Here is a 23,897-nt window from a genome sequence, read left to right on the forward strand (position 1 = left end):
TTTATGGAAAAAGCTGTCGAAAGGAGGATTTTTTTATGTGCAGAATTGTAATTGACTGTGATCCGGGAATTGACGATTCCCTTGCCCTTATGCTGGCTCTTGCTTCGCCGGAGCTTAATATTGCGGGGATCACAACTGTTTCCGGAAATGTTCCTGTTGATATGGGAACGGAGAATGCTGCAAAGGTACTGAACTGGATGGAGCGGACGGACATCCCTATCTATAAAGGTGATGCGGTTCCTTTGAAGCGGAAATATATTGATGCCATGGACACTCACGGGAGGGACGGCATGGGAGAAAGCTTTTATCCTGCAGTTTCTTATCCGAAGCAGGATAAGGATGCCGTACAGTTTCTGGAAGAACTTCTGGAAAAGGAAAAAATATCCATTATTGCTCTTGGTCCTATGACAAATCTGGCAAAGCTGTTTCTGAAACGCCCTGATCTTATGGGACAGGTGGAGGAACTTGTTTCTATGGGAGGAAGTTTCAAAAGCCACGGAAACTGTTCTCCGGTTGCAGAATATAATTACTGGTGCGACCCTCATGGAGCAGCAGCATGCTATGACGCTTTTGCAAAGGCCGGCAAAAAAATCCACATGATCGGACTTGACGTAACCCGAAAGATCGTCCTGACGCCGAATATTCTGGAATATATCTGTCGGCTTGATCCGAAAACAGGAGAGTTTATCCGCAGGATCACAGGTTTTTATATGGATTTTCACTGGGAATACGAGGGTATCATTGGCTGTGTGATCAATGATCCTCTGGCTGTAGCGTATTTTACAGACCGGGATATGTGCACAGGTTTTGACAGCTTTACGGCAGTGGAGACAGAGGGAATCAGCATTGGACAGACAGTGGTAGATTCTATGAATTTCTGGAAAAAAGAACCGAACAGCCATATTCTTACAGAAACTGACGGAAAGCAATTTATGAAGCTTTTCCTTTCAAGAATTTTGAAAAAAAATGATGGAAGCAGATACAGAGAAGAAGAACTGGATCTTCTGGATGAATTGTAGGAGGATGAAAGTATGAAAATTGAAAACAAAAAAATAACTACTTATCAGATTTGTCTTGTGGCGCTGGCTGTGGGCGTTAATATTGTAGGAGGACAGATCGCATTGTTCTTGAAGCTTCCCGTATATTTGGACAGTATTGGAACAATTTTTGCAGGCGCGGTTCTGGGACCGTGGTTTGGAATGATCCCCAATATTTTAAGCGGTATTTTTATGGGAATGACTGTAGATATTTACTCTTTGTATTTTGCTCCTGTAGGAATTGTGACAGGATTTTTAAGTGGCCTTGTATTTCAGAAAATGTCAGTAAAAAAAGGCAGGATTTTCCTGGCTGCAGCTGTGATCTCAGTTCCGGGAACCATTGTGAGCGCTTTGATCAATGCGGTTTTATTTGGAGGGGTAACCTCATCAGGGTCATCTATTCTTGTACAGATGCTTTCCAAAACACCTCTGGGACTGACAGGAAGTATTTTTACAGTTCAGTTTCTCACAGACTATGCTGACAGATGTATTTCTGTTTTTGCCGTAAGCGCGTTGATAACGGCAATGGGCGGAGGAATGGTAGCAAAGCTTTCAGGAAGGATAAATAATAATGGAACGATATAGCAGAATAACAGATAAAAATAAAAGAGAGATCGTACTTCTCAGAGCATTTCCCTGCGTGTGGGGAAAATGTACCTTCTGTGATTACATTGAGGATAACGGAAGGGACGAGGCGGAAATGGTCAGAGAAAACCGGGAAGCTTTAAGGGAAATCACTGGAGAGTTTGGCGTTCTTGAAGTGATCAACTCAGGAAGCTGTTTTGAACTTCCAAAGGAAACGCTGGAGGATATCCGCACAGTAGTCCGGCTGAAAAATATAAAAAGACTGATTTTTGAAAGTCATTGGATCTATCGTAAACGACTTCAGGAAATGCGGGATTATTTTGGAATTCCTGTTACCTACAAGATGGGTGTGGAGACCTTTGATTATGATTTCCGGGAAAAGGTTCTGAACAAACATGCGGACTTCAAGACACCTATGGAGGCTGCGGAATACTTTGATTCGATCTGCCTGATGGTTGGAATCCAGGGACAGACAAAGGAAATGATCCGAAATGATATCGCCTGGTTAAAAAAATATTTTAATCATGGAACGGTAAATGTTTTTAATAATAATTCCACTCCCATCAAGAGAGACGAGGAGCTTGTGCGCTGGTTTATGGAAGAGTATCAGTGGCTTCTGGATGATCCTGATGTGGAAGTGCTGTATGAGATTACTGATTTTGGCGTAGGCTGAAAAAGGCTTTCAGGTGAATATCACATGTCCGGGAAGGAAAACACAAAAACTGTATTGCTTTATTTATAGCAGAAAATGATAAAATTCCGGTGGAAGTTATTCGTACATCTTACAGAGAAAAGATTTTTTTGTAAGATACACGAAGCTTCCGCCGGAATTTTTATTTGAGTGTTACAGGAATAGGCGCAACTGTACTATTTAAAATACAGTCCCATTCATAGTTTTTTGGGCAGTATTGCAAACAAGGACTGTGCTGACCATAAAGCGTATAAAAATATGGGACAGTTCAGCACATTTGATAAAACTGAGGGAAAAGAGGCTTCAGTTTAATTTTGCTGATAAGTTCTCAGGAAGTCGGCAATATTTCTGGCTGCTTTTTCCAGAACCTCTACACGGGGCAGATATACAACACGGAAATGATCCGGTTCCTTCCAGTTAAAGCCGCCGCCGTGGATCAGAAGGATTTTTTTCTCACGGAGAAGATCCAGGGCAAATTTTTCATCATCTGTGATGTTGAATTTTTTCGTATCAATTTTCGGGAAAATATAAAATGCTGCCTTGGGTTTTACTGCAGTGATTCCCGGGATGTCTGTAAGGGCTTTGTAAATAAATTCTCTTTGTTCATAAATCCTTCCGCCGGGAATAATATAATCATTTACACTCTGATGTCCGCCAAGTGCAGTCTGTACAATAGACTGAGCCGGTACATTGGAGCACAGACGCATATTGGATAGCATATTGATTCCCTCAATATAATCCTTTACATGTTTTTTGTTGCCGCTTAAGATCATCCAGCCAATACGATAGCCTGCGATCATATGAGACTTGGAAAGACCGCTGAAGGTAACACAGAAAAGATCCGGCGCAAGGGAAGCAATCGAAATATGCTTTTCTCCGTCCATAACAAGGCGGTCATAAATTTCATCAGAAAAAATAATAAGCTGATGACGTCTTGCAATATCAACAATTTTCTGAAGGATCTCCTCAGGATAAAGGGCGCCTGTAGGGTTATTGGGATTGATGATAACAATCGCTTTTGTCCGGTCAGTGATCTTTTTTTCAATATCGTCAAGATCCGGATACCATTCGGACTGTTCATCGCAGATATAGTGGACCGCTTTTCCTCCTGCCAGAGTGGCGCAGGCTGTCCACAGCGGATAGTCAGGAGAAGGAATCAGGATTTCATCTCCATTGTCCAGAAGTGCGGACATGGAAAGATTGATCAGCTCGCTGACGCCGTTGCCCGTATAGATATCTCCAATAGAAACATTGGGAATATGCTTTAACTGCGCATACTGCATAATGGCTTTTCTTGCGGAAAAAAGTCCTTTGGCATCAGAGTAGCCTTCGCATTCGGTAAGCTGCTGACGCATATCGTAAATAACCTCATCCGGTGTGCGGAACCCGAAAGGAGCCGGGTTTCCGATATTTAATTTCAGAACGTGAGTGCCGGCCTCCTCCATTCTTCCGGCCTCTTCTACAACGGGACCTCTTACATCGTATAAAACATTGTCAAGCTTTGAAGATTTTTTAAATTCGCGCATTGTTATTCCTCCTGTAGAGTATGTGTTTGTTCCGGCTGAACCAGATTCAGACCGGGATGGTTCAGAATAAGCAGCTGATGAAGCCGGGGGAGCCACAGCTGATTCGGCAGTCTGTGAAAAAGCGGATTTTTTTCTGGCATCTGTCTGAAATCCGGCAGTACTGAATTCGGAAAAGGCGCTGTCCTGATCGTGACCCAGCAGCCATTCTGAATCGGTGTGGAGAGTCTGTGCCAGAAAATTCAGGATATCTGTGCGGGGAACAGTTTTTCCACTGACATACTGGCTGACATGGCTTTTGCCAAGCTTCACTCCTGCAGAAGCAGCAGCCCGGACCAGATCCACCTGTTTCATATTCTGTTTTTCCATTGCAGCCCGGAGTCTGTCGGCAAACGATTCTTTTGGCATGGTCTGTACCTCCTGGAAAATACAAAAGTTCAATTTTAGCTTGTGATATATAAAGTTCAATTTGATAAAGAGAGTATATCACAGAAAGTTCAAAAGTTCAATATAAAAGTAGAGAATCAGATAGTGGGCATGAGGGGGGATGTATCATAAAAACATAAAAAGAAGTTTTTGATTTTTTAATAAAGGCACATTAAAAAAGTAAGTGAAAAATAAAAACCTACTTGTATTTTCACATAAACAGCGTTATAATATGAATTATCGACATATGTCGATAATGAAAACGAGGTGATTTCATGGCAAGGCCAACAAGATGCAGGCGAATATGTGCGGAACCGGCGTATGACAGTTTCATTCCGGAGGGAATCAGCACTGGAGAGAGAACCGGCCTGACACTTGATGAATATGAAGCAATTCGCCTGATCGATCTTCAGAAATGTACACATGAACAATGTGCCAGACAGATGGATATTTCAAGAACTACAGTGACAGAACTGTATGAATCTGCCCGCTATAAGATTGCAGACAGTATAGTGAACGGCAAGGCGCTTGAGATTTCCGGAGGTAATTATCGGTTTTGTGACGGTACGGCAGATTTTTGCTGCAATACAGATTGTGGAAGGTCTGAAGAGACCGGCTGTGAATCAATTATAAGGATGAAAGGGGAATTTACAATGAGAATCGCAGTAACTTACGAAAATGGACAGATTTTTCAGCATTTTGGACACACAGAGCAGTTTAAACTTTATGATGTTGAGGACGGTAAAGTAACAGGAAGTCAGGTAGTTGACACTAATGGACAGGGACATGGCGCGCTGGCCGGTTTTCTTACTCAGGCAAAGGTTGACGCCCTGATCTGCGGCGGAATTGGCGGAGGCGCTCAGAATGCACTGGCAGAAATGGGAATTAAACTTTTCGGAGGTGTTTCCGGATCAGCAGACGAGGCTGTAGAGGCTTATCTTGCTGGAAATCTTAATTACAACCCGGCAGTTCACTGCTCTCACCATGAGCATGAACATTCCTGTGGAGAACATCATTGTGGAGAAAACAAACACGGATGTTCCGGTAACTAAACAAAATAAATATCAGACAGAAAAGGACCTTGGGATCTGACGAACCCTGGGTCCTTATTTTTATGAGAAGATTTTTTTTCGCAGTATTTTTTTAACATTTTTACTCGTTTCTGAGTTTATAATCCCAGAATTTAATTTGAATATATTTATTATACGAAACACGTAACGATAATTTATAGAAAAAATGTTATTTTATTAACAAAATAAAAATAATTAACTAAATTTAACGAAAATAAAAACACTATATTTGTGTAAAATATATAATTTACGAAACAAAGTTACGTAAATAAAATATTCAATAAAGATACAGAAAATAAATAAAATCAACTAAAAATATTGCAGAAAGGCGGTAAACTATGAGAATAGGATATACAGGATGGACATGGATTTCTAATGAAAGAGATAATTGGAACCCGATTAATGAGCGTCACAAAGAAAATTTTGAACAGTTTTTGAAAGAGGTTTCAGATTTAGGATACGAAACAGTAGAGAATTTTAACTGGATTGCAGATTATTATTCAGATGATATAGAAGGCTTTAAAAATGTGGTTCAGAAATACAACTTAAAATTTGAGAATTTGTATTTTTATTTTAGTGATAATCCGGATAAAGATTATGAAGAAGCCAAAAAATATCTGGAATTTATGAAGGCCGTAGATGCTCATTATATGAATATGCAAGGGGTAATGTGGACAGATACACCGTATCAGCGTCCCACAAATAAAGAACAGATTTTAAGCTATGCACGTCTGTCTGATAAAATTGGAAGATTATGTAAAGAATATGGAGTAAAAGCATGTATGCATCCACATGCTAATACAGCAGTATTTACAAAAGAGCAAATAGATCTTTATATGGAAAATACAAACCCCGAATATGTTTTTCTGTGTATTGACACAGCACACACGACACTGGCGGGTATTGACGCACCAGAGTTAGTTAGGGAATATGGAAAGAGAATTGGTTATATGCATTTAAAGGATATTGATCCAGATGAAACATTAAATACTGAATGGCCAATGAAGAGATTTCGACCGCTTGGATGCGGATGTGTAAATTTTAAAGGTGTTGTTAATGAACTGAGAAATGCAGGATATGACGATATTCTTTGTGTAGAATTAGACTATCAGCCAGTATGTAATTATCGCTCTGCTCAAATAAGCAGAGAATATATTCATAATGTACTTGGATTGTAAGTGGAACAGGAGGGAGTAATGTCCGGACGAATAACAATGGAGGAAATTGCAAGACTGGCAGGAGTATCAAAGGCGACTGTGTCCAGAGTGGTAAATGGAAAAGAAGGAGTTGGTGATGCGAAACGTACACAAATCCAAAATCTTCTGGAAGAACTTAAATATGACATGGACTCCAATTTACCTGTTATGGCAGCCAGAATGAGACTAAAGACAGTTGCGCTGATCATTCCGGACATTACCAATCCATTTTTTGGAGAAATGGCTCGAGCCATAGGAACAAGGATGAATGAAAAAGGGTATTCACTACTTTTAGGTGACAGTCTTTTTTCAACAGAGATGGAAGGAAAATGGATTAGGGATTTTGTTTCAAAAAAAGTTGATGGAATTATAATAGCACCTGTAGGAGATAAGCCTTCTAAAGATTTTGGACTGATGGATAAATTTCATATTCCGTGTGTTTTTTTGGACAATTATTTGGAAGGAGTGCCAAACAAAGGGATTGTTACTACAGATAATGAACTGGCAGTATATATGGCCTGTGAACATTTTTTTAACAGTGGTGTAAAAAAAATAGCGTTTATCAGTGGAAAGGGAAAGAGCCGAGTAGCGGGGGACAGATTGAAAGGATACAGAACAGCAATGACTCAGTTTGGTATTCCTTTTGAAAAGGAACTGGTAAGGGCAGGGGACTATACTGTAAGCAGTGGTTATAAGGCAATTTTAGAAATGGAAAGCGCAGGACTTGATTATTCGGCTGTTATTTGTGCTAATGATTTGATGGCTCTTGGCGCTATAAATGCATTGAAAGAATTATCGTACAGGATTCCAGAGGATGTGCAGGTGATTGGTTATGACAATATGTTCTTTTCTCAATATATTACCCCGGCATTAAGCACGATCCAGCATCCAATCATAGAAATGGGGAGAATTGCAGCAGATTTCATGCTTCAGGCATTGGAAGATAAATCAGAGGCATATCCATTTGTAAAATTGAAAACAAGACTTTTACTGAGACAAACAACCAGATAAGGAGTAAAGAGAAATGAGAAAAACAGGATTATTAAATACAGCGATAATCAAAGAAATTTCTGCGATAGGACATACACAGTATCTTATAATCGGTGATGCAGGTCTGCCTATTCCAAAAGATACACTACTAATTGATTTGGCATTAAAATCCGGAGTTCCTTCTTTTTTAGAAACAGCAGAAGCGGTTTTAGATGAAATGGTTGTAGAACATTGCTATTTGGCAGACGAGATAAAAGAGAAAAACAAGAAATTAAATACTGAAATAGGGAAGTTGACGGAAAATATAGCGTGTGATTATATCATGCATGAAGAATTGAAAAAAATGTCAGAATATGCTCGGGTGATTATACGGACAGGAGAGACCTCTCCGTTTGCCAATATTGTTCTTGTGGCAGGCGTCAATTTCTGAAGCTAAGAAGATAGGAGAAGTAAATATGGGATTATCACAGACGAGTGCAGTATTTGTGCTTTTGTTTGTTACATTTTTATGGGGGTCATGGTTTCAGGCAGTAAAACATACAGGGAATTATCCGATTTATGTATTTTTGAACTGGATGTATTTATTTTCTGTTGTAATTGTATGGGGCGCTATTTTTATATTTGAAGATAAAATGATTCCGGATGGTGTTTTTAATGAAATAGCATCAGACCCTGGAAGAGTTGCTCTTGTGTTTTTATGTGGAGCTGTTTATGCGGTTGGAATGCAGATCCAGCTATCTGCTGTAAGCAGAGTAGGATTAATCTTATCTAGCTCCATAACATCTACATGTTCTATTTTAAGTGGTGTGATTGTTTCGGCAATTCTTGGCGGTGTTCCCGAGGGAGCCTCATTGACAATGATAATGATGTCTGCCGTTTTATTAATCGGAGGAACTGTTGTCTGCCAGATTTCCGGCACTATGCGTGATAAAGATATAAAAAAAGGGGAAAATAAAAAAACACCATTAGCAACAAAAAAACAGGATATTATCTTACTGATTTTTGCATCAGGAATTTTACAGCCCTTTTTTTCAATTGCATCATCGGTAGGTCTTAAAACAGATTTGAGACCGGAAGGTTTTTCTTCTTTTACATGTATGGGAATACTTTGTCTGGGGGCTTTTGTCGGTACAGCTGGATTTTCTGCTATTGTGGTAACAAAGGAGAAGATGTGGAAAAAAGTTATACATCCAGATGTAAAAATAGGAGTGATTATTGGCATGGCAGTAATTTCTGCATTCTGTCATTTTGGAGGAAATCTTTTAAATGCAATAGCTGCACCAGTTGTCAGTATTGTAATTGCTACCGGTATTGGATATTCCTTTGGAATATGGTCATATCTTTGGGGGATTGTATATGGCGAATTTTCCGGAGCAAAAAAGAAAACTTTAGGTGTTCTTGGATGTGGACTGGCATTTTTTATTGTCGGCATCGTTATTTTGACACTTAATATTACATAACAGAATCCAAAAAAAGAAGGAGGTCTATAAATAAAAAGAGGGAATCTGTTGTGTATAAAACAAAATAATATTTATAAATAAAAGGAGAAGGTATTTATGAAGAAAAGAGTATTAGGGATTTTGGGTTTGGCAGCTTTAACACTGGTATCAATGATTGCGCCTGCAAATAGGGTATATGCAAAAGAGGAAGAAAATTTAAAAATCGGACTTAGTTTTGTTTCACTGAATTTTCCATATTATGTGAGAATGTATGACACTTTTATGGAAGAAGCTGAAAAAAATAACTGGGAGGTTTCTTTTGTAGACGGAAATCTTGATGCAACGACACAGTTAAATGGAATCCAGGATTTAGTAAATGATGATGTAGATGTAATGGTAATCAGTACCTGGTACATTGATGCAATGGAAGATGTTTTACAACAGTGTGTGGACAAAGATATACCGGTTTTTGTAATCGGAAATACTGAGAATCCAGATAATATTAATGAACTGATTCAATATGCATGCGGTACAGAGCACTATGATGCAGGTCATCTTGGTGGTACATATATGTCAAAATATTTAAAGGATCAGGGCAGAGATTCTATAAAGATGGCAACAATGGTGGGTTCTACTGAGCAGATGAAAGCAAGAGCGCAGGGATTTGTAGATGGAATGACAGATCATGGCATTTCGGTTGAGGTGCTGAATGAGTATGATGTTTCCACCAGAGAAGAGGCAATGGCAAGTGGCGAGGATGCTTTGACTACATATCCGGATATTGAACTGTTTTATGGAGTAAGTGCCCAGGGAGCTTTGGGAGCATATGATGCAACTGTTGGAGCAAACAGGACAGAGGTTATGGTTTTTGGATATGATGGAGAGGATGAAGAACTGGAAGTTATAGATGAAGACAACAACTATGTAGGTACAGTTACTCAGGCTCCGGATGTGGAGGCTTCTACTACAGTAGAGTATATTAAGAAATATCTGGATGGAGAAGAATTTGATAAAATAGTTCCGATTTCTGCAGGGATTTATTGTGATGAAGGTCAGTTGACTGCAGAAGAAGTGGAGGAGTCAGCTAAGTAAACGTCTGCATTTGAGTGATGCGGAAAGGTGGGTTTAATGGGAACTGCGACAGAGACTATATTAGAACTGAGAAAAATAAACAAGGCATTTCCAGGAGTAAAGGCATTAACAGATGTGGAGCTTATGCTGAAAAAAGGTGAGGTACTGGCACTTGTAGGAGAAAATGGTGCGGGGAAATCCACTTTGATGAAAATCCTGTCTGGCGCATATAAGAAAGATAGTGGCTCTATTATTTTTGATGGGAAAGAAGTGGAGATACAGTCTCCTATTCATTCAGAGGAACTGGGGATTGCAATCATATATCAGGAACTGAATCTGATACAGAGAATTACCGTAGCAGAAAATGTTTATCTGGGAAGATATCCGGAGCATAATGGTGTGATACAGTGGAAACAAATGTATGAAGACTCACAGAAGCTGATCAATGAGCTGGGAATTAATATAGATGTTCATAAAATGCTCAGAGAAATGAGCCTGGCTGAGCAGCAGTTAATAGAAATTGTAAAAGCTGTAAGTACCAATGCGAAGGTAGTGATCATGGATGAACCGACATCATCATTATCTCAAAGTGAAACAGAGCTCCTTTTTGACATCATTCGAAAGCTAAAAGAGAAAGGAACATCTATTATTTTTATCACGCACAGATTAGATGAAATCTATGCAGTCTGTGACAGAATGACAATTTTGAGGGATGGCTGCTATATTGGATCAAGAGATGTCAAAGATGTAACTAAAAATGAAATGATTGAAATGATGATTGGAAGAAAGCTGACCAATCAGTATCCTTCCCGGGAATCTGTGATTGGAGAAACGGTATTAGAAGTAAAAAATATTTCGGATGGTGGAAAAAGAGTCAAGAATGTGTCATTTCAGGCTCATTCTGGTGAAGTATTAGGATTTGCAGGACTGGTTGGAGCCGGAAGAACAGAAACTATGAGGATGATATTTGGAGCAGATAAAAAGATATCTGGCGAAATTTTCATTCGGGGAAAAGCTGTGGATATTCGAAGTCCGAGAGATGCCATTCGCAATGGTATAGGATTTGTAACAGAAAACAGAAAAGAAGAAGGACTGTTTTTGAGATCTTCGATAAAAGTAAATACAGTTATGGTAGCTTTAAAAAAGATTTTAAAAGCAGGATTGTACTTTGACTTTAAAAAAGAAAAGGCTTATGCGGAGGAATATGTAAAGAAACTTCATACAGCAACATCTTCTGTAAATAAAAGAGTTATGTTTTTAAGTGGAGGAAACCAGCAAAAAGTTGTTTTGGCAAAGTGGTTGCTTTCTGATGCAGATATTATTATTCTTGATGAACCAACAAGAGGAATTGATGTAGGGGCTAAAAGAGAAATATACGAGATTATCAATGAATTGGTAGCAGAAAAGAAAGTTGTTATTGTTGTATCATCGGACATGGAGGAGGTAATTGGTATCTGCGATCGTATCATTGTAATGCATGAAGGTGTGATTTCAGGAGAGGTTTTAAAAGAAAGTTTTTCGCAAAGTACAATAGGACAACTTTCTGTAGGAGGCTGAGGATGGATAAAGCAAATAAAAATATAAAGGAAAAGCTTGGAACTATTGCGAATGGAATGGGAGCGTGGCTGATCATTCTGATACTGATTGTTGTAATGACACTTATAAATGATAAGTTCTTTACAGTAAGTAATTTTATTAACGTATTTCGTCAGGTGTGTGTGGTTGGAATCTGTGCGTTAGGTGTTTCTTTTGTAGTTTTGGGTGGAGAAATTGACCTGAGCAGCGGTATGAGTGCAACATTTGCGGGATGTAATGCAGCTCTTTTGATTACCAAATGTAATATGCCGGTGTGGCTGGCAATTCTGATTGCTGTTGCGATTGGAAGTCTGGTAGGTCTCGTTTCAGGATTTATTGTTACATACTGGAAAATTCCGTCTTTTATTGGAACACTTGGAATGCAATATGTTGTACAGGGATTTATTTTAATTACAACAAACAGTATGCCAGTTACCGGACTTCCGGATAGCTTTCTATATCTGGGAAGAGGATATATTGCCAATGTAATTCCAGTGCCTGTAGTAATTATGTTGATTTTCTTTATCATAGGAGCATTTTTATTAAAATATACTCCTTTTGGCAGATCGGTTATAGCAGTAGGCGAAAATCCGGAAGCAGCAGCGCTTTCAGGTCTTAAAGTAAAAATGACAAAAATGCTGATGTTTACGTTGGGAGGATTTTGTGCCGCATGTGCAGGAATTGTAATGACAGCGCGTCTGTCTTCCGGACAGCCAAGCTCAGGCAGTGATCTTTCTCTTCAGGCATTGGCAGCAGTGTATATTGGTGGAACTTTTAATGGCAGTATGTTTAATACTCTTGCAGGCGCTCTTGTATGGGGATTTATTAATAACAGCTTGAACCTTCTGGGAGTAAGTGCATACTGGCAAAAAGTAGTATTAGGAGGAATCATTATTCTGGCAGTACTTTTAGATACAATCAGGGCAAAAGTATCTGTAAAAAAACAGTAAGAAAATTTTCGGAATATTTCAAAATTACGTAAAAAGAATGATTATGGGGAATTTATTCAAGGAGGTATTTAAATGAAAGTAAATGGAGTATATGTAAAAGACTATATGAAGCTTGATGTTATGCAGCATGAAATTCCTAATGAGCCAGGGCCAAATGAAGTTTTGGTTAAAACAATGGCATGTGGTGTTTGCTGTTGGGATTCCTGGCTATACAGAGGTGTAAATGCACCGGGACCTTATCCTTATGTTATTGGACATGAAGGGGCTGGCATTGTCGAAAAAGTAGGCTCTGAGGTTGATAATCTGAAACCAGGAGACAAGGTGTTTGCAGCATATGGCGGAAACGATATGATGAGTGAGTATTTTATTAATCGTAAAGATGGTGTAGTAAAGCTTTCGGATGAAGTGAAAGATTGGGCTTCCGTGATTTATGAGCCGGCATGCTGCGTAATTAATGTTGTAAATTCTCTGGATATTCAGCTGGGGGATCATGTTGTGCTGGTAGGGGCTGGATATATGGGATTACAGACCCTGCAGGTTCTTACAAAGGGAAGTCAGGCAGGAAGGATTACTGTATTTGAACTGAGAGATGATCGCAGAAGAATGGCAGAGGCGATGAACCCAACAGAGGTTGCTGATCCAGAAAGCGAAGAAGGAAAGAAATTGATTGAAGATATTATAAAGGCAGGAGGTGCAGATGTTGTTATTGATTTTGGAGCAACTACATCAGGATTTGAGCTTGCGGATTCTCTGACTAAACAGGCAGGAAAACTTGGAATTGCAACTTTCCACAGGGGAGATGTTACATTTAATGGTACAAAATGGCATCTTGGAGGATTGAAAGTTTACAATCTTTCTCCTTTTAGTAATGCGCATTATCCAGAACTTCTTCCAAAAGCATATGAAATGATTAGAAAGCGCGTTTTAGCTCCGGAAGAGTATGTAACACACACAGCATATTATAAAGATCTTGAAGCAATGGAAAATCTTTTCCAAAGAGCGTGTGATAAAGAAGATAATTATATGAAAGGTGTTGTGTTGTTTACAAAGGAATGAAAAGAGAGGGGACAATATGAGTGGTAAATTTCCAACGACCAGGATAGGAGATCTTGAACTGCCAAGGCTGGTTATAGGATGTAATTGGGTATCTGGGTGGAGTCATAGAACTCCTGCAAAGGATAACATGATTTTAGCTACGCATAATAATCCTGAGAGTGTGTCAAACATTTTTAAGACTTTTCTTAATGAAGACATCAATGCTGTACTTGGACTTTTTGGAATTGATCATGATCTTATAGATGCAGTACATATGTCAGAAGCAGCAACAGGAAAAAAAATGACTATACTGGATACAGTGGTAATTAATGTGGATGATAATAGAGCGGCGAGAAAAGAAGCGGAAAAAGTAATTAAGGAAAGTGCTAAAAGAGGTGCGAAGATATGTCTGCCAATTCATTCCTGCGTAGAGCAGCTGATTAATAAGAATAAGGGAACAATTGATCGGCTGCCGGATTATTTATATATGATAAGAGAAAATGGAATGATTCCCGGATTATCCGCTCATATGCCGGAAGTAATCCAGTATGCAGATGAAAATGATTATGATGTGGAAACATATATACAGATTTTTAATTGCATGGGATTTTTGATGCAGGTAGAAATTGAAAGTGTTGCTAAAATCATTCACAATGCCAGAAAGCCAGTTCTTACTATAAAACCATGTGCAGCTGGAAGAACAACTCCATATGTGGGACTTAATTTTACATATAATACAATCAGGGAACAGGACTTGGTATGCATTGGATGTTTTACGCCAGAAGAAGCATTGGAGGATATTGAATATGCCAGAGCCGCAATAGAAAGGCGACTGCCTCAGATTGGAGCAAGACAAAGTCCTTTTAATACCAGTGTAGTAAAAGGAACAGTGAATTAAAAAAATGAAGTGTAAAAGGCAGTAGAATTAGAAATGAAAATTCTGCTGCTTTTTTATGAAAAGGAGGCAAACGAAAATGAAAGTATTGAATTTTGGATCATTAAATGTAGATTATGTATATTCTGTTGACCATATGATTATTGGAGGAGAAACTCAGCTGGCAGAAAAAATGGAGGCTTTTTGCGGGGGAAAGGGCCTGAATCAGTCTGTAGCACTTGCTAGAGCTGGGATTACAGTATATCATGCAGGAATAACCGGAAATGACGGAGATATGTTGGTGGAAGTATGTAAAGAGAACAAAATTGATACTTCTTATCTGAAATATATGCCTGTAAAGGGAGGTCATACAATTATTCAGGTAGATAAAGATGCTCAGAATAGTATTATTCTTTATGGTGGAACAAATCAGATGCTTACCAGGGAGTTTATTGATTCGGTTCTCAGTAATTTCGAGAAGGGAGATTATATTGTATTACAGAACGAAGTGAATTTATTAGATTATATTATAGAACAGGCTTTTGAAAAAGGAATGAAAATTGTTTTAAATCCAGCGCCTTATAATGAAAAGATAGAAGAATGCGACCTTAGAAAGGTTAAGACTCTTATATTAAATGAAATTGAAGGAAATCAGTGTACAGGTGAAAAGGAACCGGAAAAAATATTGCATGTTTTAAATCAAAAATATCCAGAAACAGAAATTGTGTTGACAATGGGAAGTGATGGAGCTTTTTATTATGATGGAGTAAGGAGAATTTTTCAAAGTGTTTTTGAAACTCATGCTGTAGATACTACAGCTGCCGGGGATACGTTCACGGGGTATTATCTGGCATCAGTAATTAAGGGACAGACTGTGGAAGACGCTTTAAGGATAGCGGCACGGGCAGCCGCAATGGCTGTTTCACGTGCGGGAGCGATTCCGTCTATTCCAGTGCTTGAGGAAGTAATAAGAATTTTATAAATTAACAAAGTGTAAAAGATAAAATCTTTCTTTACAGATGACTCTGTTTCGTATAGTATGATAATACAAAAAATGAGAGGAGTCATTTCAGAATGAGAAAGATAGATAAAAATTTTTGTGCGTGGATGATGGCGGGGGCTCTTGCTGTGGGAACTTTATCCGGGGGATGGACTGCCCCGGCTCAGGTGTGGGCAGCCTCCGAAAAAAAGGAAGAGAAACAGAAAACAGACGAAAAAGCACAGGAGCAGCAGACGGAGGCTGACGCTGAGGGAACGGTGAGTCCTTCGGATTATGTTCTTCAGCCACAGGAAAGCTATTCTTATGCGGACATGGGACTGTCCTTTCAGCTTCCGGAGGAACTTCTGAAGAAAATGGAAAGCAAAGAGGTGGTTATGCTTCCGGATGCAGAGCTTACGGAGGATGGCAGTAAACTGAAATACGGGCAGGTAAGCTGGAGCACTATGACGGAAGAGCAGAGAGAGGCGGAGGTTGATAAATCGGGAGACGGATATGCACAGTGGAAAGAAGGGCTTTCACGAATAGGCGCTCTCGGAACCTATCATAAAGACCTGGAAAAAAAGCTGGACGAGCTTACCGGCTGTACAGAGCATGAAAAAATAGGTGTCAGTGAGGATGGAGATTATATTTATTATCTCAGTATGAATAAAGATGCAGATAAAGATCTGACTGCATCCCTGAAAAAAATAGAAACAGAAATAACCAGAATGGTTTCTTATAATGAAGAAGAAATGGGAGAAGGCGACTCTGTGGGAAGCTTTACCACAGAGGATATTAACGGAGAAGAGTATACAGAAGCTGTTTTCCAGGAGGCAGATTTTACCATGGTCAATGTATTTGCTACCTGGTGCGGTCCATGCGTGAATGAAATTCCTTATCTGGCGGAGCTTGATGAAAAGATGAAGGACAAAGGGGTTCAGGTGATCGGCATTGTAATGGATGCGGTAAAGGGAACCGAAAAAGATGAAGAGGGGATTAAAAAGGCTCAGATCCTTGCAGAGAAGACAAAGGCAGAATATCCGTTCCTTCTTCCGGACTCCGGATATATGAACGGACGTCTGGCTTATGTACAGGCATTTCCGGAAACATTTTTTGTGGACAAAAACGGCAATATTGTAGGAGAAACCTACAGTGGAAGCCGCAGTCTGGAAGAGTGGGAAGAAATTGTAAATACGGAGCTGGAAGGTCTTAAGGCAGATCAGGAGAAGGAAGATGGAGAGAAAAAATAAAAAACAGTCTTTTTCTGCGAGAATTTCAGAGAGAACAGCTTTTTTTCTGGGCATTGTCATTCTGATCCTGGGAGCCGCGTTTATGATATTCGGCATCTGGCGGGGAGAAATGGCGGTTGTTTTTGAAAAGGCAGTAAATATATGCATGGAGTGTATTGGCATTGGATAAGAAAAAACGTACAAACGAATGGGGACGCCACAGAGTACAGATCCTCTGGGCTTTCCTGACAAACAGCTATCTGGTGGGTTTTGCAAAAGGAAAAATCTATCAGGGAAAACTTAAAAATCTCTGTGTTCCGGGACTGAACTGTTATTCCTGTCCCGGGGCTCTGGGGGCCTGTCCCATAGGGGCGATGCAGGCGGTGGTGGGAAGCTGGAATTTTAAACTGGCGTTTTATGTGGCTGGTTTCCTGATGTTTGTGGGAGCGCTTCTCGGCAGATTTGTATGCGGCTGGCTTTGTCCCTTTGGGCTGATCCAGGATCTGCTTCACAAAATTCCCTTTCCAAAAAAAATCAGCACCTTCCGGGGAGACAGGCTTCTTCGTAAGCTGAAGTATGTGATCTTTATTGTTTTTGTGATTTTGATGCCCATGTTTGTGGTGGATCTTCTGGGGCAGGGGGCGCCGTTTTTCTGCAAGCTGATCTGTCCGGCAGGAACTCTGGAGGGCGGCGTTCCTCTGGTGCTTCTTAATCAGGGAATGCGGAGCGCAATAGGATGGCTTTATGCATGGAAAAATCTGCTTCTGGCAGTGATCATTATTCTTTCTGTCATTATTTACCGGCCGTTCTGTAAATATATCTGCCCTTTGGGAGCAGTGTATTCATTGTTTCAGCCGATTTCTGTATTCCGATACAGAGTGGATCAGGAAGCCTGTACACACTGCGGAGCCTGCGCAAAGATATGCAAAATGCAGGTGGATCCCTCAAAAAGCCCGAATCATATGGAGTGTATCCGCTGCGGTCAGTGTATAAAAGTATGCCCCACATCGGCAATAACTTCTAATATCAGAAGAAATAAAAAACAATAATCAGGGGAAGAAGGTTTAAGTTCGGTTCCTGTTACAGAATCAGAGTGTCTGAGAAGGGCACTCTTTTTATTTTAGAACACGATACATAAAAACTGTTGTCTTTGTTCTACAGAACAAGGCTCAGATGTGCTATAATAGTCTGGAGAAAGCTGGTTGCCGGAAATTCTCAGAAACTTTTTACTGAACATAAAAAATACAGGAGTGTGATTTATGGGAAAACAAAGAACAAACCAACCGAGGCGAAAGAAGAAAAAGAAAGGAGATCTGCTGCTGACCCTGGCTCTGATCGCTGCAATTGCGGTATTTTGCTTTGCAGCATATAATCTGTTTCATATTTATACAGAGTACAAAAAAGGAACAGATGAGTACAACCATATTGAGCAGATGGCAGTAACAGACCGAGCTCCGGAAGACGAAGAACTGGTGGATGCGGTTTCGGAACCAAAACCGCCGATATCGGTGGATTTTGATACGCTGAAAAGTGTAAATCCGGATGTGGTAGGCTGGATCTATATAGAAGCTTTGGATAATATCAATTATCCTGTGGTACAGGGGGATGATAATGAAACCTATCTTCATACCACATACGAAAACAATTACAACTTTGCAGGAACAATTTTTGTGGACTATGAGAACAGTAGTGACTTCAGTGACTGCAACACATTAATATATGGTCACAATATGAAAAACGGTTCCATGTTTGGAAATCTGAAAAAATTTACAGAGGATCAGTCCACCTATGAAAAAAGTAAATATTTCTGGATCCTTACCCCGGAAAAGAATTACCGCTATGAAATTATTTCTGCATATACAACAGGAGTAAACAGTGATACCTATACCCTGTTTAAGGGACCGGGGGAAGAATACCTGAATTACCTGAATACGATTCAGGGATATTCAGAGATTAAAACAGAAGCCACTGAGCTTACGGTCAAGGACAAAATTGTTACACTTTCCACCTGTACAGGAAATGAAGCGACCAGATTTGTTGTGCAGGGAAAACAGGTGAATGCAGAACCGGCAGGCTGAACAGGCAGAAGGGAAGGCGAAAGCTATGCAGAACAGTATTGAAAAACTGCAGGAAATAGTAGACAGATACGAGAATCTTGTATTTTTTGGCGGCGCAGGTGTTTCCACAGAGAGCGGTATACCGGATTTTCGATCTGTAGATGGTCTTTATAATCAGAAATATGATTTTCCGCCGGAAACGATTTTAAGTCATACGTTTTTTATGAGACGTCCGGAAGAATTTTATAAATTTTACAGAGATAAAATGCTTTGTGATTCAGCAAAGCCAAATGGAGCGCATCTGAAGCTGGCAGAGCTTGAAAAAGCCGGCAAGCTGAAAGCGGTGATCACACAGAATATAGATAATCTTCATCAGATGGCAGGAAGCAGAAGAGTTATGGAGCTTCACGGAAGCGTGTATCGGAATTACTGTATGAAATGTGGAAAATTTTATGATTTTTCTTACATAAAAAACAGCACCGGCGTGCCTCACTGTGAATGTGGGGGGATCGTCAAGCCGGATGTAGTGCTTTATGAGGAAGGCCTTGATCAGCAGACCCTGACAGATTCTGTGCGTGCAATTTCCCAGGCGCAGGTTTTGATCATAGGAGGTACGTCTCTTGCCGTTTATCCGGCTGCCAGCCTGATCGATTATTTCAGGGGAGAATGTCTGATTGTGATCAATAAGGCTCCCACACCAAGAGACCGCAGCGCGGATCTTCTGATCAAAGAGCCGATTGGACAGGTTTTTTCACAGATCAAAGTAAAAGGAGAATAGCAGATGGGTTATATCTATGAGGTAGGAGATGTTGTGACACTGAAAAAAGGTCATCCCTGCGGAAGCAGAGACTGGGAGATCCTGCGTGTAGGTGCGGATTTCAGACTGAAGTGTATCGGCTGCGGACATCAGATCATGGTTCCCCGTAAAATGGTGGAAAAAAATACAAAAAATCTGAAAAAAGCAGAACCGGGCAGTTGATAAGGAGCCATTGGATGAAAGGAGGCTGAATTTAATGTGGAATAAAATTAACAGGATCTTAAAAGGACAGCTTGTAACCTCACTTCTGTACACGCTCCTTGGTCTGTGCTTTGTGCTGATGCCTGTGGACGCGGTAAATGCAATCTGTAAATTTGTGTTTGGGATTCTTCTGATACTGGCAGGAATTTACCATATTCTGATCTATGTGCTGGAGAAAATGAACGCCACACTTCTGGATCTGCTTTCAGGGGGAATGCTTCTGGTGATCGGGATCTTTCTTTTTTACAATCCGCAGATCGTGATTAAGCTTCTTCCGGTTCTCCTTGGAACCTTTGTGCTTGTAGATTCCGTGTGGGTACTGAAAGGAAGCCTGCGCCTGAAAAAAGCAGGAAGAGGGGAATGGAAAATTCTTCTGATCGGAAGTCTTATTTTTATAGGATTTGGTATTGCCATGGTTATTAATCCCTTTACCATGATCAAATATACAGTGATTTTTGCTGGATGTGTAATGCTGGCAAACGGTGTGGTGGATTTTGTATTTCTTGTACTGATCCGCCGGGGAATGAAAAAGGCTGAAGAGGCTGTGGAAGAAGCTGTGGAGCAGATGAAGGAAGCTGAGATAAAAGCAGAAGAATCGGAAGCCGGCAGAGAGACAGAAATGGAACCGGAGTATACTGCATGGAGTGACCGAAGAACAGTTTTAGAACAGAAATCAGAAAAAAAGGATGAGCAGGAAGATCCGGAAACAGCAGGTTTCAGGCAGGAAGATCCAGAACCGGTTGTTTCAGATGCAGAAGAATATTACAGAAAACAGGCAGAAAAAGAATCAGAAGAGGAATGATCTGATACAGAAATATTGATATTTTTAAATATCATGAAAAACAAACATATTTCTTGAATTTTTATCATGGAAGAATTGTATTCTCAATTCTATAATAAAAGCAGGTTAAATCAAACGGGTAACATGTTTAGCTGTATTTTATAGAAAAGGAGAGGATATCACATGAAAATGAAAAAACTTACAGCAATGGGTATGGCTGCACTGATGGCAGCAACAATGATTCCGGCAGTTCCTGTTATGGCAGAAGGCGAAGGAAAAGTATATTACCTGAACTTTAAACCAGAGGCTGATGAAGCATGGCAGAATCTGGCAAAAGCTTACACAGAAGAAACAGGAACAGAGGTAACAGTTGTTACAGCAGCATCCGGTCAGTACGAGACAACACTTCAGTCTGAAATGGCAAAAAGTGATGCTCCTACTCTTTTCCAGGTAAACGGTCCTGTTGGTCTTAAAAACTGGAAGGATTACTGCTATGATCTGAAGGATTCTGAAATTTATTCTCAGCTTACTTCTGATGCCTATGCGCTGAAGGACGGAGAGAGCGTACCGGGAATCGCTTATGTAATTGAATCCTATGGCCTGATCGTAAACAAAACTCTTCTTGAAAAAGCAGGCTATACACTTGATGATATTAAGAGCTATGATCAGTTAAAGACGGTTGCAGATGATATCCAGAGTAAAAAAGATGAACTGGGAATTAAAGGCGCCTTTACTTCCGCAGGTATGGATGCTTCCTCTGACTGGAGATTTAAGACACATCTTGCAAACCTTCCGATTTATTATGAATATAAAGACGAGGGCGTGGATGACGCAGCTGAACTGAAAGGTACTTACCTTGAAAACTACAAGAATCTGTTTGATCTTTACATTACAGATTCCACCTGTGATCCTGCAGAGCTTTCCGCTAAAACAGCAGACGACTCCAGAAATGAGTTTGTAAACAGCGAAGCAGTATTTTATCAGAATGGCTCCTGGGAGTATGCAGAGCTTGCAAAAACCTTCAGCGATGAAGAGCTTGCAATGATTCCGATCTACTTTGGTGTGGATGATGAAAATCAGGGTCTTGCTACAGGTACAGAGAACTACTGGTGCGTAAATAAAAATGCTTCTGAAGAAGATATTCAGGCAACTCTTGATTTTATGAACTGGTGTGTAACTTCTGAGACAGGTACAAAATCCATGGCAGAAGATATGGGATTCACAATTCCTTTCAAAACAGCAGTTGCTCCTACCAATGTATTTGTAAAACAGGATCTTGAAAATACAGAAGCAGGACTTACTCCTGTATCATGGAACTTTACAACCATGCCGTCTGAGGAATGGAAAAATGGTGTGGGAACCGCACTGACTGCTTATGCGGCAGAAACTGGCTCCTGGGACGATGTTGTAAGCGCATTTGTTGACAACTGGGCAATGGAAAAAGCTCTGACCGAATAATCGTATTGAACAAAATGTAACTGGAAAGGGGGCGCTGCAAACCCGCTCCTGGCGGAACCTCCACCGGGAACGAGAACATGCGGCAGCCCCCTTTCTGCGTATAAGGGAAAGAGGAGAACAAGATGGTAGGAAAAACAATCAAAAAATGGTGGCCGGTTTTTGTACTGCCTACACTGGCCGCTTTTATAATCGGATTTCTCTGGCCGTTTATATGGGGAATTTATCTTTCATTCTGCAAATTTACAACTGTACAGGACGTAACCTTTGTAGGACTTGCCAATTATTCCAAACTGCTTCTGGATAAAACCTTCAGCCATTCCTTCTGGCTGACTGTAATATTTGCTTTTGTTTCCAGTATTCTGATCAATGTGCTGGCATTTTCTATTGCTCTGGCGCTGACAAAGGGATTCAGAGGAACCAATGTTTTCCGTACGGTATTTTTTATGCCAAACCTGATCGGCGGTATTGTACTTGGATACATATGGCAGACACTTTTAAACGGACTTCTTTCTATGTGGGGACAGCCCCTGCTTGCACTTTCCGCCAAAAACGGGTTTATCGGAATGCTGCTCCTTCTGATGTGGCAGCAGATCGGATATATGATGATCATTTATGTGGCAGGACTTAACAATGTATCGCCGGATCTTGTTGAAGCTGCTCAGATTGACGGAGCAACTTCCAGGCAGATTCTTTTTAAGATCAAAATACCTATGATCATGCCTTCTATAACAATCTGTACCTTCCTGACTCTGACAAACGGCTTTAAGATGTTTGACCAGAACCTGTCTCTGACAGGAGGCGCGCCGGGCAAGCAATCACAGCTTCTTGCATTGAATATCTACGATACCTTTTATGCCCGCAGCGGACCTATGTGGAAAGGAATCGGACAGGCAAAGGCAGTTGTATTTTTTATCCTTGTAGTAGCCATTGCACTGATCCAGCTTAAAGCAACATCATCCAAGGAGGTGCAGCAGTAATGGAAAATAAGAAAAAGAATCCTGTAGCTACCATTATCCTGGCAGTCATCTCTATTTTGTGGATGTATCCCATTGCTCTGATTCTTTTTAACTCATTAAAAAAGGAATCAGCAATTACCACATCTACGGTTTTCAGTATCCCAAACAAAGAAACCTGGAATGGTCTGTCAAACTTTGTTGCCAGCGTAACACAGATGGATTTCCTGAAATCTTTCTGGTACAGTCTTGTGATTTCAGTGATGTCAGTAGTTCTGATCCTCCTGTGCTGTTCTATGTGCGCATGGTATATTGTCCGTGTAAACGGAAAGCTTTCCAAGCTGTTTTATTACCTGTGTGTGTTCAGTATGGTAGTTCCTTTCCAGATGGTAATGTTTACTCTGGCAAAGACAGCAGATACCCTGAAACTGAACAGTCCGTACAGCATCTGCATTATTTATCTGGGATTTGGAGCAGGGCTGGCTGTGTTTATGTTTACAGGTTTTGTAAAAGGAATTCCGCTGGAAATTGAGGAGGCGGCGCTTATTGACGGATGCAGTCCTCTGCAGGTATACTTCCAGATTCTGATACCAATTTTGAAACCAACCATTATTTCCACTGCAATCCTTGAACTGATGTGGGTATGGAATGACTACCTTCTGCCTACGCTTGTTCTTGATATCAAGCAGTATCGTACCATTCCCATGGCAGTCCAGTATTTCAGAGGCAGCTTTGGACATGTACAGATGGGACCTATGATGGCAAGTATCATGATTGATATCATTCCGATCATTATTGTATATCTTGTATGCCAGAAATATATTATCGAAGGCGTGGTAGCCGGAGCGGTAAAGGGCTGATCACTTTTGAAAAGATTTTGTGGGGGTGCTGTAAGGAAACTTCAGCATCCCCTGTTATATTTTAGGATATTTTATAACCGGTATCCTTGTAGGGGCTGTT

25 protein-coding genes are annotated in these 23,897 nt (G+C 40.3%); 24 read left to right on the forward strand and 1 reads right to left on the reverse strand.

The window, feature by feature from the left end:
- Positions 1-35: 35 nt before the first annotated feature.
- Genes NSA57_RS10210 through NSA57_RS10220 form a run of 3 tightly spaced genes read left to right on the forward strand, consistent with a single transcriptional unit; the run spans position 36 to position 2,295 of the window.
- A complete protein-coding gene (locus tag NSA57_RS10210; RefSeq protein WP_257464780.1) occupies positions 36-1,019 on the forward strand; it encodes a nucleoside hydrolase in 984 nt (327 codons plus the stop codon).
- A gap of 12 nt (positions 1,020-1,031) precedes the next feature.
- Positions 1,032-1,622: an ECF transporter S component gene (locus tag NSA57_RS10215; RefSeq protein ID WP_138271013.1), complete on the forward strand. Its 591-nt coding sequence runs from the start codon at positions 1,032-1,034 to the stop codon at positions 1,620-1,622.
- Positions 1,609-2,295, forward strand: a complete 687-nt coding sequence (locus NSA57_RS10220; RefSeq protein WP_147599676.1) for a radical SAM protein — start codon at positions 1,609-1,611, stop codon at positions 2,293-2,295. The genes NSA57_RS10215 and NSA57_RS10220 overlap by 14 nt, the downstream gene beginning before the upstream one ends.
- Before the next feature lie 326 nt (positions 2,296-2,621).
- On the opposite strand, the gene NSA57_RS10225 is transcribed toward NSA57_RS10220, so the two are convergent.
- On the reverse strand, positions 2,622-4,244 hold the full coding sequence (locus NSA57_RS10225; RefSeq protein WP_257464781.1) for an aminotransferase class I/II-fold pyridoxal phosphate-dependent enzyme: 1,623 nt from the start codon (positions 4,242-4,244) through the stop codon (positions 2,622-2,624).
- Positions 4,245-4,537: 293 nt separating this feature from the next.
- Between NSA57_RS10225 and NSA57_RS10230 the strand changes: the two genes are divergently transcribed.
- The 21 genes from NSA57_RS10230 (at position 4,538) to NSA57_RS10330 (ending at position 23,797) form a co-directional block, all read left to right on the forward strand.
- Entirely contained in the window at positions 4,538-5,314 is a 777-nt protein-coding gene (locus tag NSA57_RS10230) for a DUF134 domain-containing protein (protein WP_147599674.1), read from the forward strand.
- 356 nt (positions 5,315-5,670) lie between these two features.
- Complete coding sequence (locus NSA57_RS10235; RefSeq protein WP_173753278.1) at positions 5,671-6,510, forward strand: sugar phosphate isomerase/epimerase family protein; 840 nt, start codon at positions 5,671-5,673, stop codon at positions 6,508-6,510.
- Positions 6,511-6,528: 18 nt separating this feature from the next.
- The gene (locus NSA57_RS10240) at positions 6,529-7,539 is read left to right on the forward strand and encodes a LacI family DNA-binding transcriptional regulator (RefSeq protein ID WP_147599672.1); all 1,011 of its coding nucleotides are present in this window, start codon (positions 6,529-6,531) and stop codon (positions 7,537-7,539) included.
- A 13-nt stretch (positions 7,540-7,552) separates the two neighbouring features.
- Positions 7,553-7,948 (forward strand): D-ribose pyranase, encoded by a 396-nt coding sequence (gene rbsD, locus NSA57_RS10245; RefSeq protein WP_173753290.1) that lies wholly within the window; start codon positions 7,553-7,555, stop codon positions 7,946-7,948.
- A gap of 25 nt (positions 7,949-7,973) precedes the next feature.
- Positions 7,974-8,978: a hypothetical protein gene (locus NSA57_RS10250; RefSeq protein ID WP_147599670.1), complete on the forward strand. Its 1,005-nt coding sequence runs from the start codon at positions 7,974-7,976 to the stop codon at positions 8,976-8,978.
- A 96-nt stretch (positions 8,979-9,074) separates the two neighbouring features.
- Positions 9,075-10,049 carry a substrate-binding domain-containing protein gene (locus tag NSA57_RS10255; protein WP_147599669.1) on the forward strand — a complete coding sequence of 325 codons (975 nt, stop codon included), beginning with the start codon at positions 9,075-9,077 and terminating at the stop codon, positions 10,047-10,049.
- A 36-nt stretch (positions 10,050-10,085) separates the two neighbouring features.
- Complete coding sequence (locus NSA57_RS10260) at positions 10,086-11,585, forward strand: sugar ABC transporter ATP-binding protein (RefSeq protein ID WP_173753292.1); 1,500 nt, start codon at positions 10,086-10,088, stop codon at positions 11,583-11,585.
- A gap of 2 nt (positions 11,586-11,587) precedes the next feature.
- Positions 11,588-12,553, forward strand: coding sequence for an ABC transporter permease (locus NSA57_RS10265; protein WP_147599667.1), 966 nt, complete (start codon positions 11,588-11,590; stop codon positions 12,551-12,553).
- A gap of 72 nt (positions 12,554-12,625) precedes the next feature.
- Positions 12,626-13,609, forward strand: a complete 984-nt coding sequence (locus tag NSA57_RS10270; RefSeq protein WP_147599666.1) for a zinc-dependent alcohol dehydrogenase — start codon at positions 12,626-12,628, stop codon at positions 13,607-13,609.
- Positions 13,610-13,625: 16 nt separating this feature from the next.
- Positions 13,626-14,486 carry a hypothetical protein gene (locus NSA57_RS10275; protein ID WP_147599665.1) on the forward strand — a complete coding sequence of 287 codons (861 nt, stop codon included), beginning with the start codon at positions 13,626-13,628 and terminating at the stop codon, positions 14,484-14,486.
- A 76-nt stretch (positions 14,487-14,562) separates the two neighbouring features.
- Positions 14,563-15,444, forward strand: coding sequence for a ribokinase (locus tag NSA57_RS10280; RefSeq protein WP_178709114.1), 882 nt, complete (start codon positions 14,563-14,565; stop codon positions 15,442-15,444).
- 92 nt (positions 15,445-15,536) lie between these two features.
- Positions 15,537-16,691: a TlpA family protein disulfide reductase gene (locus NSA57_RS10285; protein ID WP_257464782.1), complete on the forward strand. Its 1,155-nt coding sequence runs from the start codon at positions 15,537-15,539 to the stop codon at positions 16,689-16,691.
- Entirely contained in the window at positions 16,675-16,860 is a 186-nt protein-coding gene (locus NSA57_RS10290; protein WP_173753276.1) for a CD1871A family CXXC motif-containing protein, read from the forward strand. The genes NSA57_RS10285 and NSA57_RS10290 overlap by 17 nt, the downstream gene beginning before the upstream one ends.
- Positions 16,853-17,719: a 4Fe-4S binding protein gene (locus tag NSA57_RS10295; RefSeq protein WP_138271622.1), complete on the forward strand. Its 867-nt coding sequence runs from the start codon at positions 16,853-16,855 to the stop codon at positions 17,717-17,719. The genes NSA57_RS10290 and NSA57_RS10295 overlap by 8 nt, the downstream gene beginning before the upstream one ends.
- A gap of 210 nt (positions 17,720-17,929) precedes the next feature.
- Positions 17,930-18,748: a class B sortase gene (gene srtB / locus NSA57_RS10300; protein WP_147599662.1), complete on the forward strand. Its 819-nt coding sequence runs from the start codon at positions 17,930-17,932 to the stop codon at positions 18,746-18,748.
- A gap of 25 nt (positions 18,749-18,773) precedes the next feature.
- Positions 18,774-19,505: an NAD-dependent protein deacylase gene (locus NSA57_RS10305; protein WP_257464789.1), complete on the forward strand. Its 732-nt coding sequence runs from the start codon at positions 18,774-18,776 to the stop codon at positions 19,503-19,505.
- A gap of 3 nt (positions 19,506-19,508) precedes the next feature.
- Positions 19,509-19,706, forward strand: coding sequence for a DUF951 domain-containing protein (locus NSA57_RS10310; protein ID WP_138271620.1), 198 nt, complete (start codon positions 19,509-19,511; stop codon positions 19,704-19,706).
- Between the two features lie 34 nt (positions 19,707-19,740).
- Positions 19,741-20,547: an HdeD family acid-resistance protein gene (locus NSA57_RS10315; protein ID WP_147599661.1), complete on the forward strand. Its 807-nt coding sequence runs from the start codon at positions 19,741-19,743 to the stop codon at positions 20,545-20,547.
- Between the two features lie 162 nt (positions 20,548-20,709).
- The gene (locus NSA57_RS10320) at positions 20,710-21,984 is read left to right on the forward strand and encodes an ABC transporter substrate-binding protein (RefSeq protein ID WP_257464783.1); all 1,275 of its coding nucleotides are present in this window, start codon (positions 20,710-20,712) and stop codon (positions 21,982-21,984) included.
- Between the two features lie 122 nt (positions 21,985-22,106).
- The gene (locus NSA57_RS10325) at positions 22,107-22,961 is read left to right on the forward strand and encodes a carbohydrate ABC transporter permease (protein WP_147599659.1); all 855 of its coding nucleotides are present in this window, start codon (positions 22,107-22,109) and stop codon (positions 22,959-22,961) included.
- Positions 22,961-23,797 carry a carbohydrate ABC transporter permease gene (locus NSA57_RS10330; RefSeq protein WP_138271617.1) on the forward strand — a complete coding sequence of 279 codons (837 nt, stop codon included), beginning with the start codon at positions 22,961-22,963 and terminating at the stop codon, positions 23,795-23,797. The genes NSA57_RS10325 and NSA57_RS10330 overlap by 1 nt, the downstream gene beginning before the upstream one ends.
- The last annotated feature ends 100 nt before the right edge of the window (positions 23,798-23,897 follow it).

Source organism: Blautia caecimuris, from assembly GCF_024622975.1.
Taxonomy (GTDB): Bacteria; Bacillota; Clostridia; order Lachnospirales; family Lachnospiraceae; genus Blautia_A; species Blautia_A caecimuris.

Coding starts and splice junctions, on each gene's coding strand:
- NSA57_RS10210 (WP_257464780.1), top strand. CDS start 36: ATGTGCAGAATTGTAATTGACTGTGATCCGGGAATTGACGATTCCCTT.
- NSA57_RS10215 (WP_138271013.1), top strand. CDS start 1,032: ATGAAAATTGAAAACAAAAAAATAACTACTTATCAGATTTGTCTTGTG.
- NSA57_RS10220 (WP_147599676.1), top strand. CDS start 1,609: ATGGAACGATATAGCAGAATAACAGATAAAAATAAAAGAGAGATCGTA.
- NSA57_RS10225 (WP_257464781.1), bottom strand. CDS start 4,244: ATGCCAAAAGAATCGTTTGCCGACAGACTCCGGGCTGCAATGGAAAAA.
- NSA57_RS10230 (WP_147599674.1), top strand. CDS start 4,538: ATGGCAAGGCCAACAAGATGCAGGCGAATATGTGCGGAACCGGCGTAT.
- NSA57_RS10235 (WP_173753278.1), top strand. CDS start 5,671: ATGAGAATAGGATATACAGGATGGACATGGATTTCTAATGAAAGAGAT.
- NSA57_RS10240 (WP_147599672.1), top strand. CDS start 6,529: ATGTCCGGACGAATAACAATGGAGGAAATTGCAAGACTGGCAGGAGTA.
- rbsD (WP_173753290.1), top strand. CDS start 7,553: ATGAGAAAAACAGGATTATTAAATACAGCGATAATCAAAGAAATTTCT.
- NSA57_RS10250 (WP_147599670.1), top strand. CDS start 7,974: ATGGGATTATCACAGACGAGTGCAGTATTTGTGCTTTTGTTTGTTACA.
- NSA57_RS10255 (WP_147599669.1), top strand. CDS start 9,075: ATGAAGAAAAGAGTATTAGGGATTTTGGGTTTGGCAGCTTTAACACTG.
- NSA57_RS10260 (WP_173753292.1), top strand. CDS start 10,086: ATGGGAACTGCGACAGAGACTATATTAGAACTGAGAAAAATAAACAAG.
- NSA57_RS10265 (WP_147599667.1), top strand. CDS start 11,588: ATGGATAAAGCAAATAAAAATATAAAGGAAAAGCTTGGAACTATTGCG.
- NSA57_RS10270 (WP_147599666.1), top strand. CDS start 12,626: ATGAAAGTAAATGGAGTATATGTAAAAGACTATATGAAGCTTGATGTT.
- NSA57_RS10275 (WP_147599665.1), top strand. CDS start 13,626: ATGAGTGGTAAATTTCCAACGACCAGGATAGGAGATCTTGAACTGCCA.
- NSA57_RS10280 (WP_178709114.1), top strand. CDS start 14,563: ATGAAAGTATTGAATTTTGGATCATTAAATGTAGATTATGTATATTCT.
- NSA57_RS10285 (WP_257464782.1), top strand. CDS start 15,537: ATGAGAAAGATAGATAAAAATTTTTGTGCGTGGATGATGGCGGGGGCT.
- NSA57_RS10290 (WP_173753276.1), top strand. CDS start 16,675: ATGGAGAGAAAAAATAAAAAACAGTCTTTTTCTGCGAGAATTTCAGAG.
- srtB (WP_147599662.1), top strand. CDS start 17,930: ATGGGAAAACAAAGAACAAACCAACCGAGGCGAAAGAAGAAAAAGAAA.
- NSA57_RS10305 (WP_257464789.1), top strand. CDS start 18,774: ATGCAGAACAGTATTGAAAAACTGCAGGAAATAGTAGACAGATACGAG.
- NSA57_RS10310 (WP_138271620.1), top strand. CDS start 19,509: ATGGGTTATATCTATGAGGTAGGAGATGTTGTGACACTGAAAAAAGGT.
- NSA57_RS10315 (WP_147599661.1), top strand. CDS start 19,741: ATGTGGAATAAAATTAACAGGATCTTAAAAGGACAGCTTGTAACCTCA.
- NSA57_RS10320 (WP_257464783.1), top strand. CDS start 20,710: ATGAAAATGAAAAAACTTACAGCAATGGGTATGGCTGCACTGATGGCA.
- NSA57_RS10325 (WP_147599659.1), top strand. CDS start 22,107: ATGGTAGGAAAAACAATCAAAAAATGGTGGCCGGTTTTTGTACTGCCT.
- NSA57_RS10330 (WP_138271617.1), top strand. CDS start 22,961: ATGGAAAATAAGAAAAAGAATCCTGTAGCTACCATTATCCTGGCAGTC.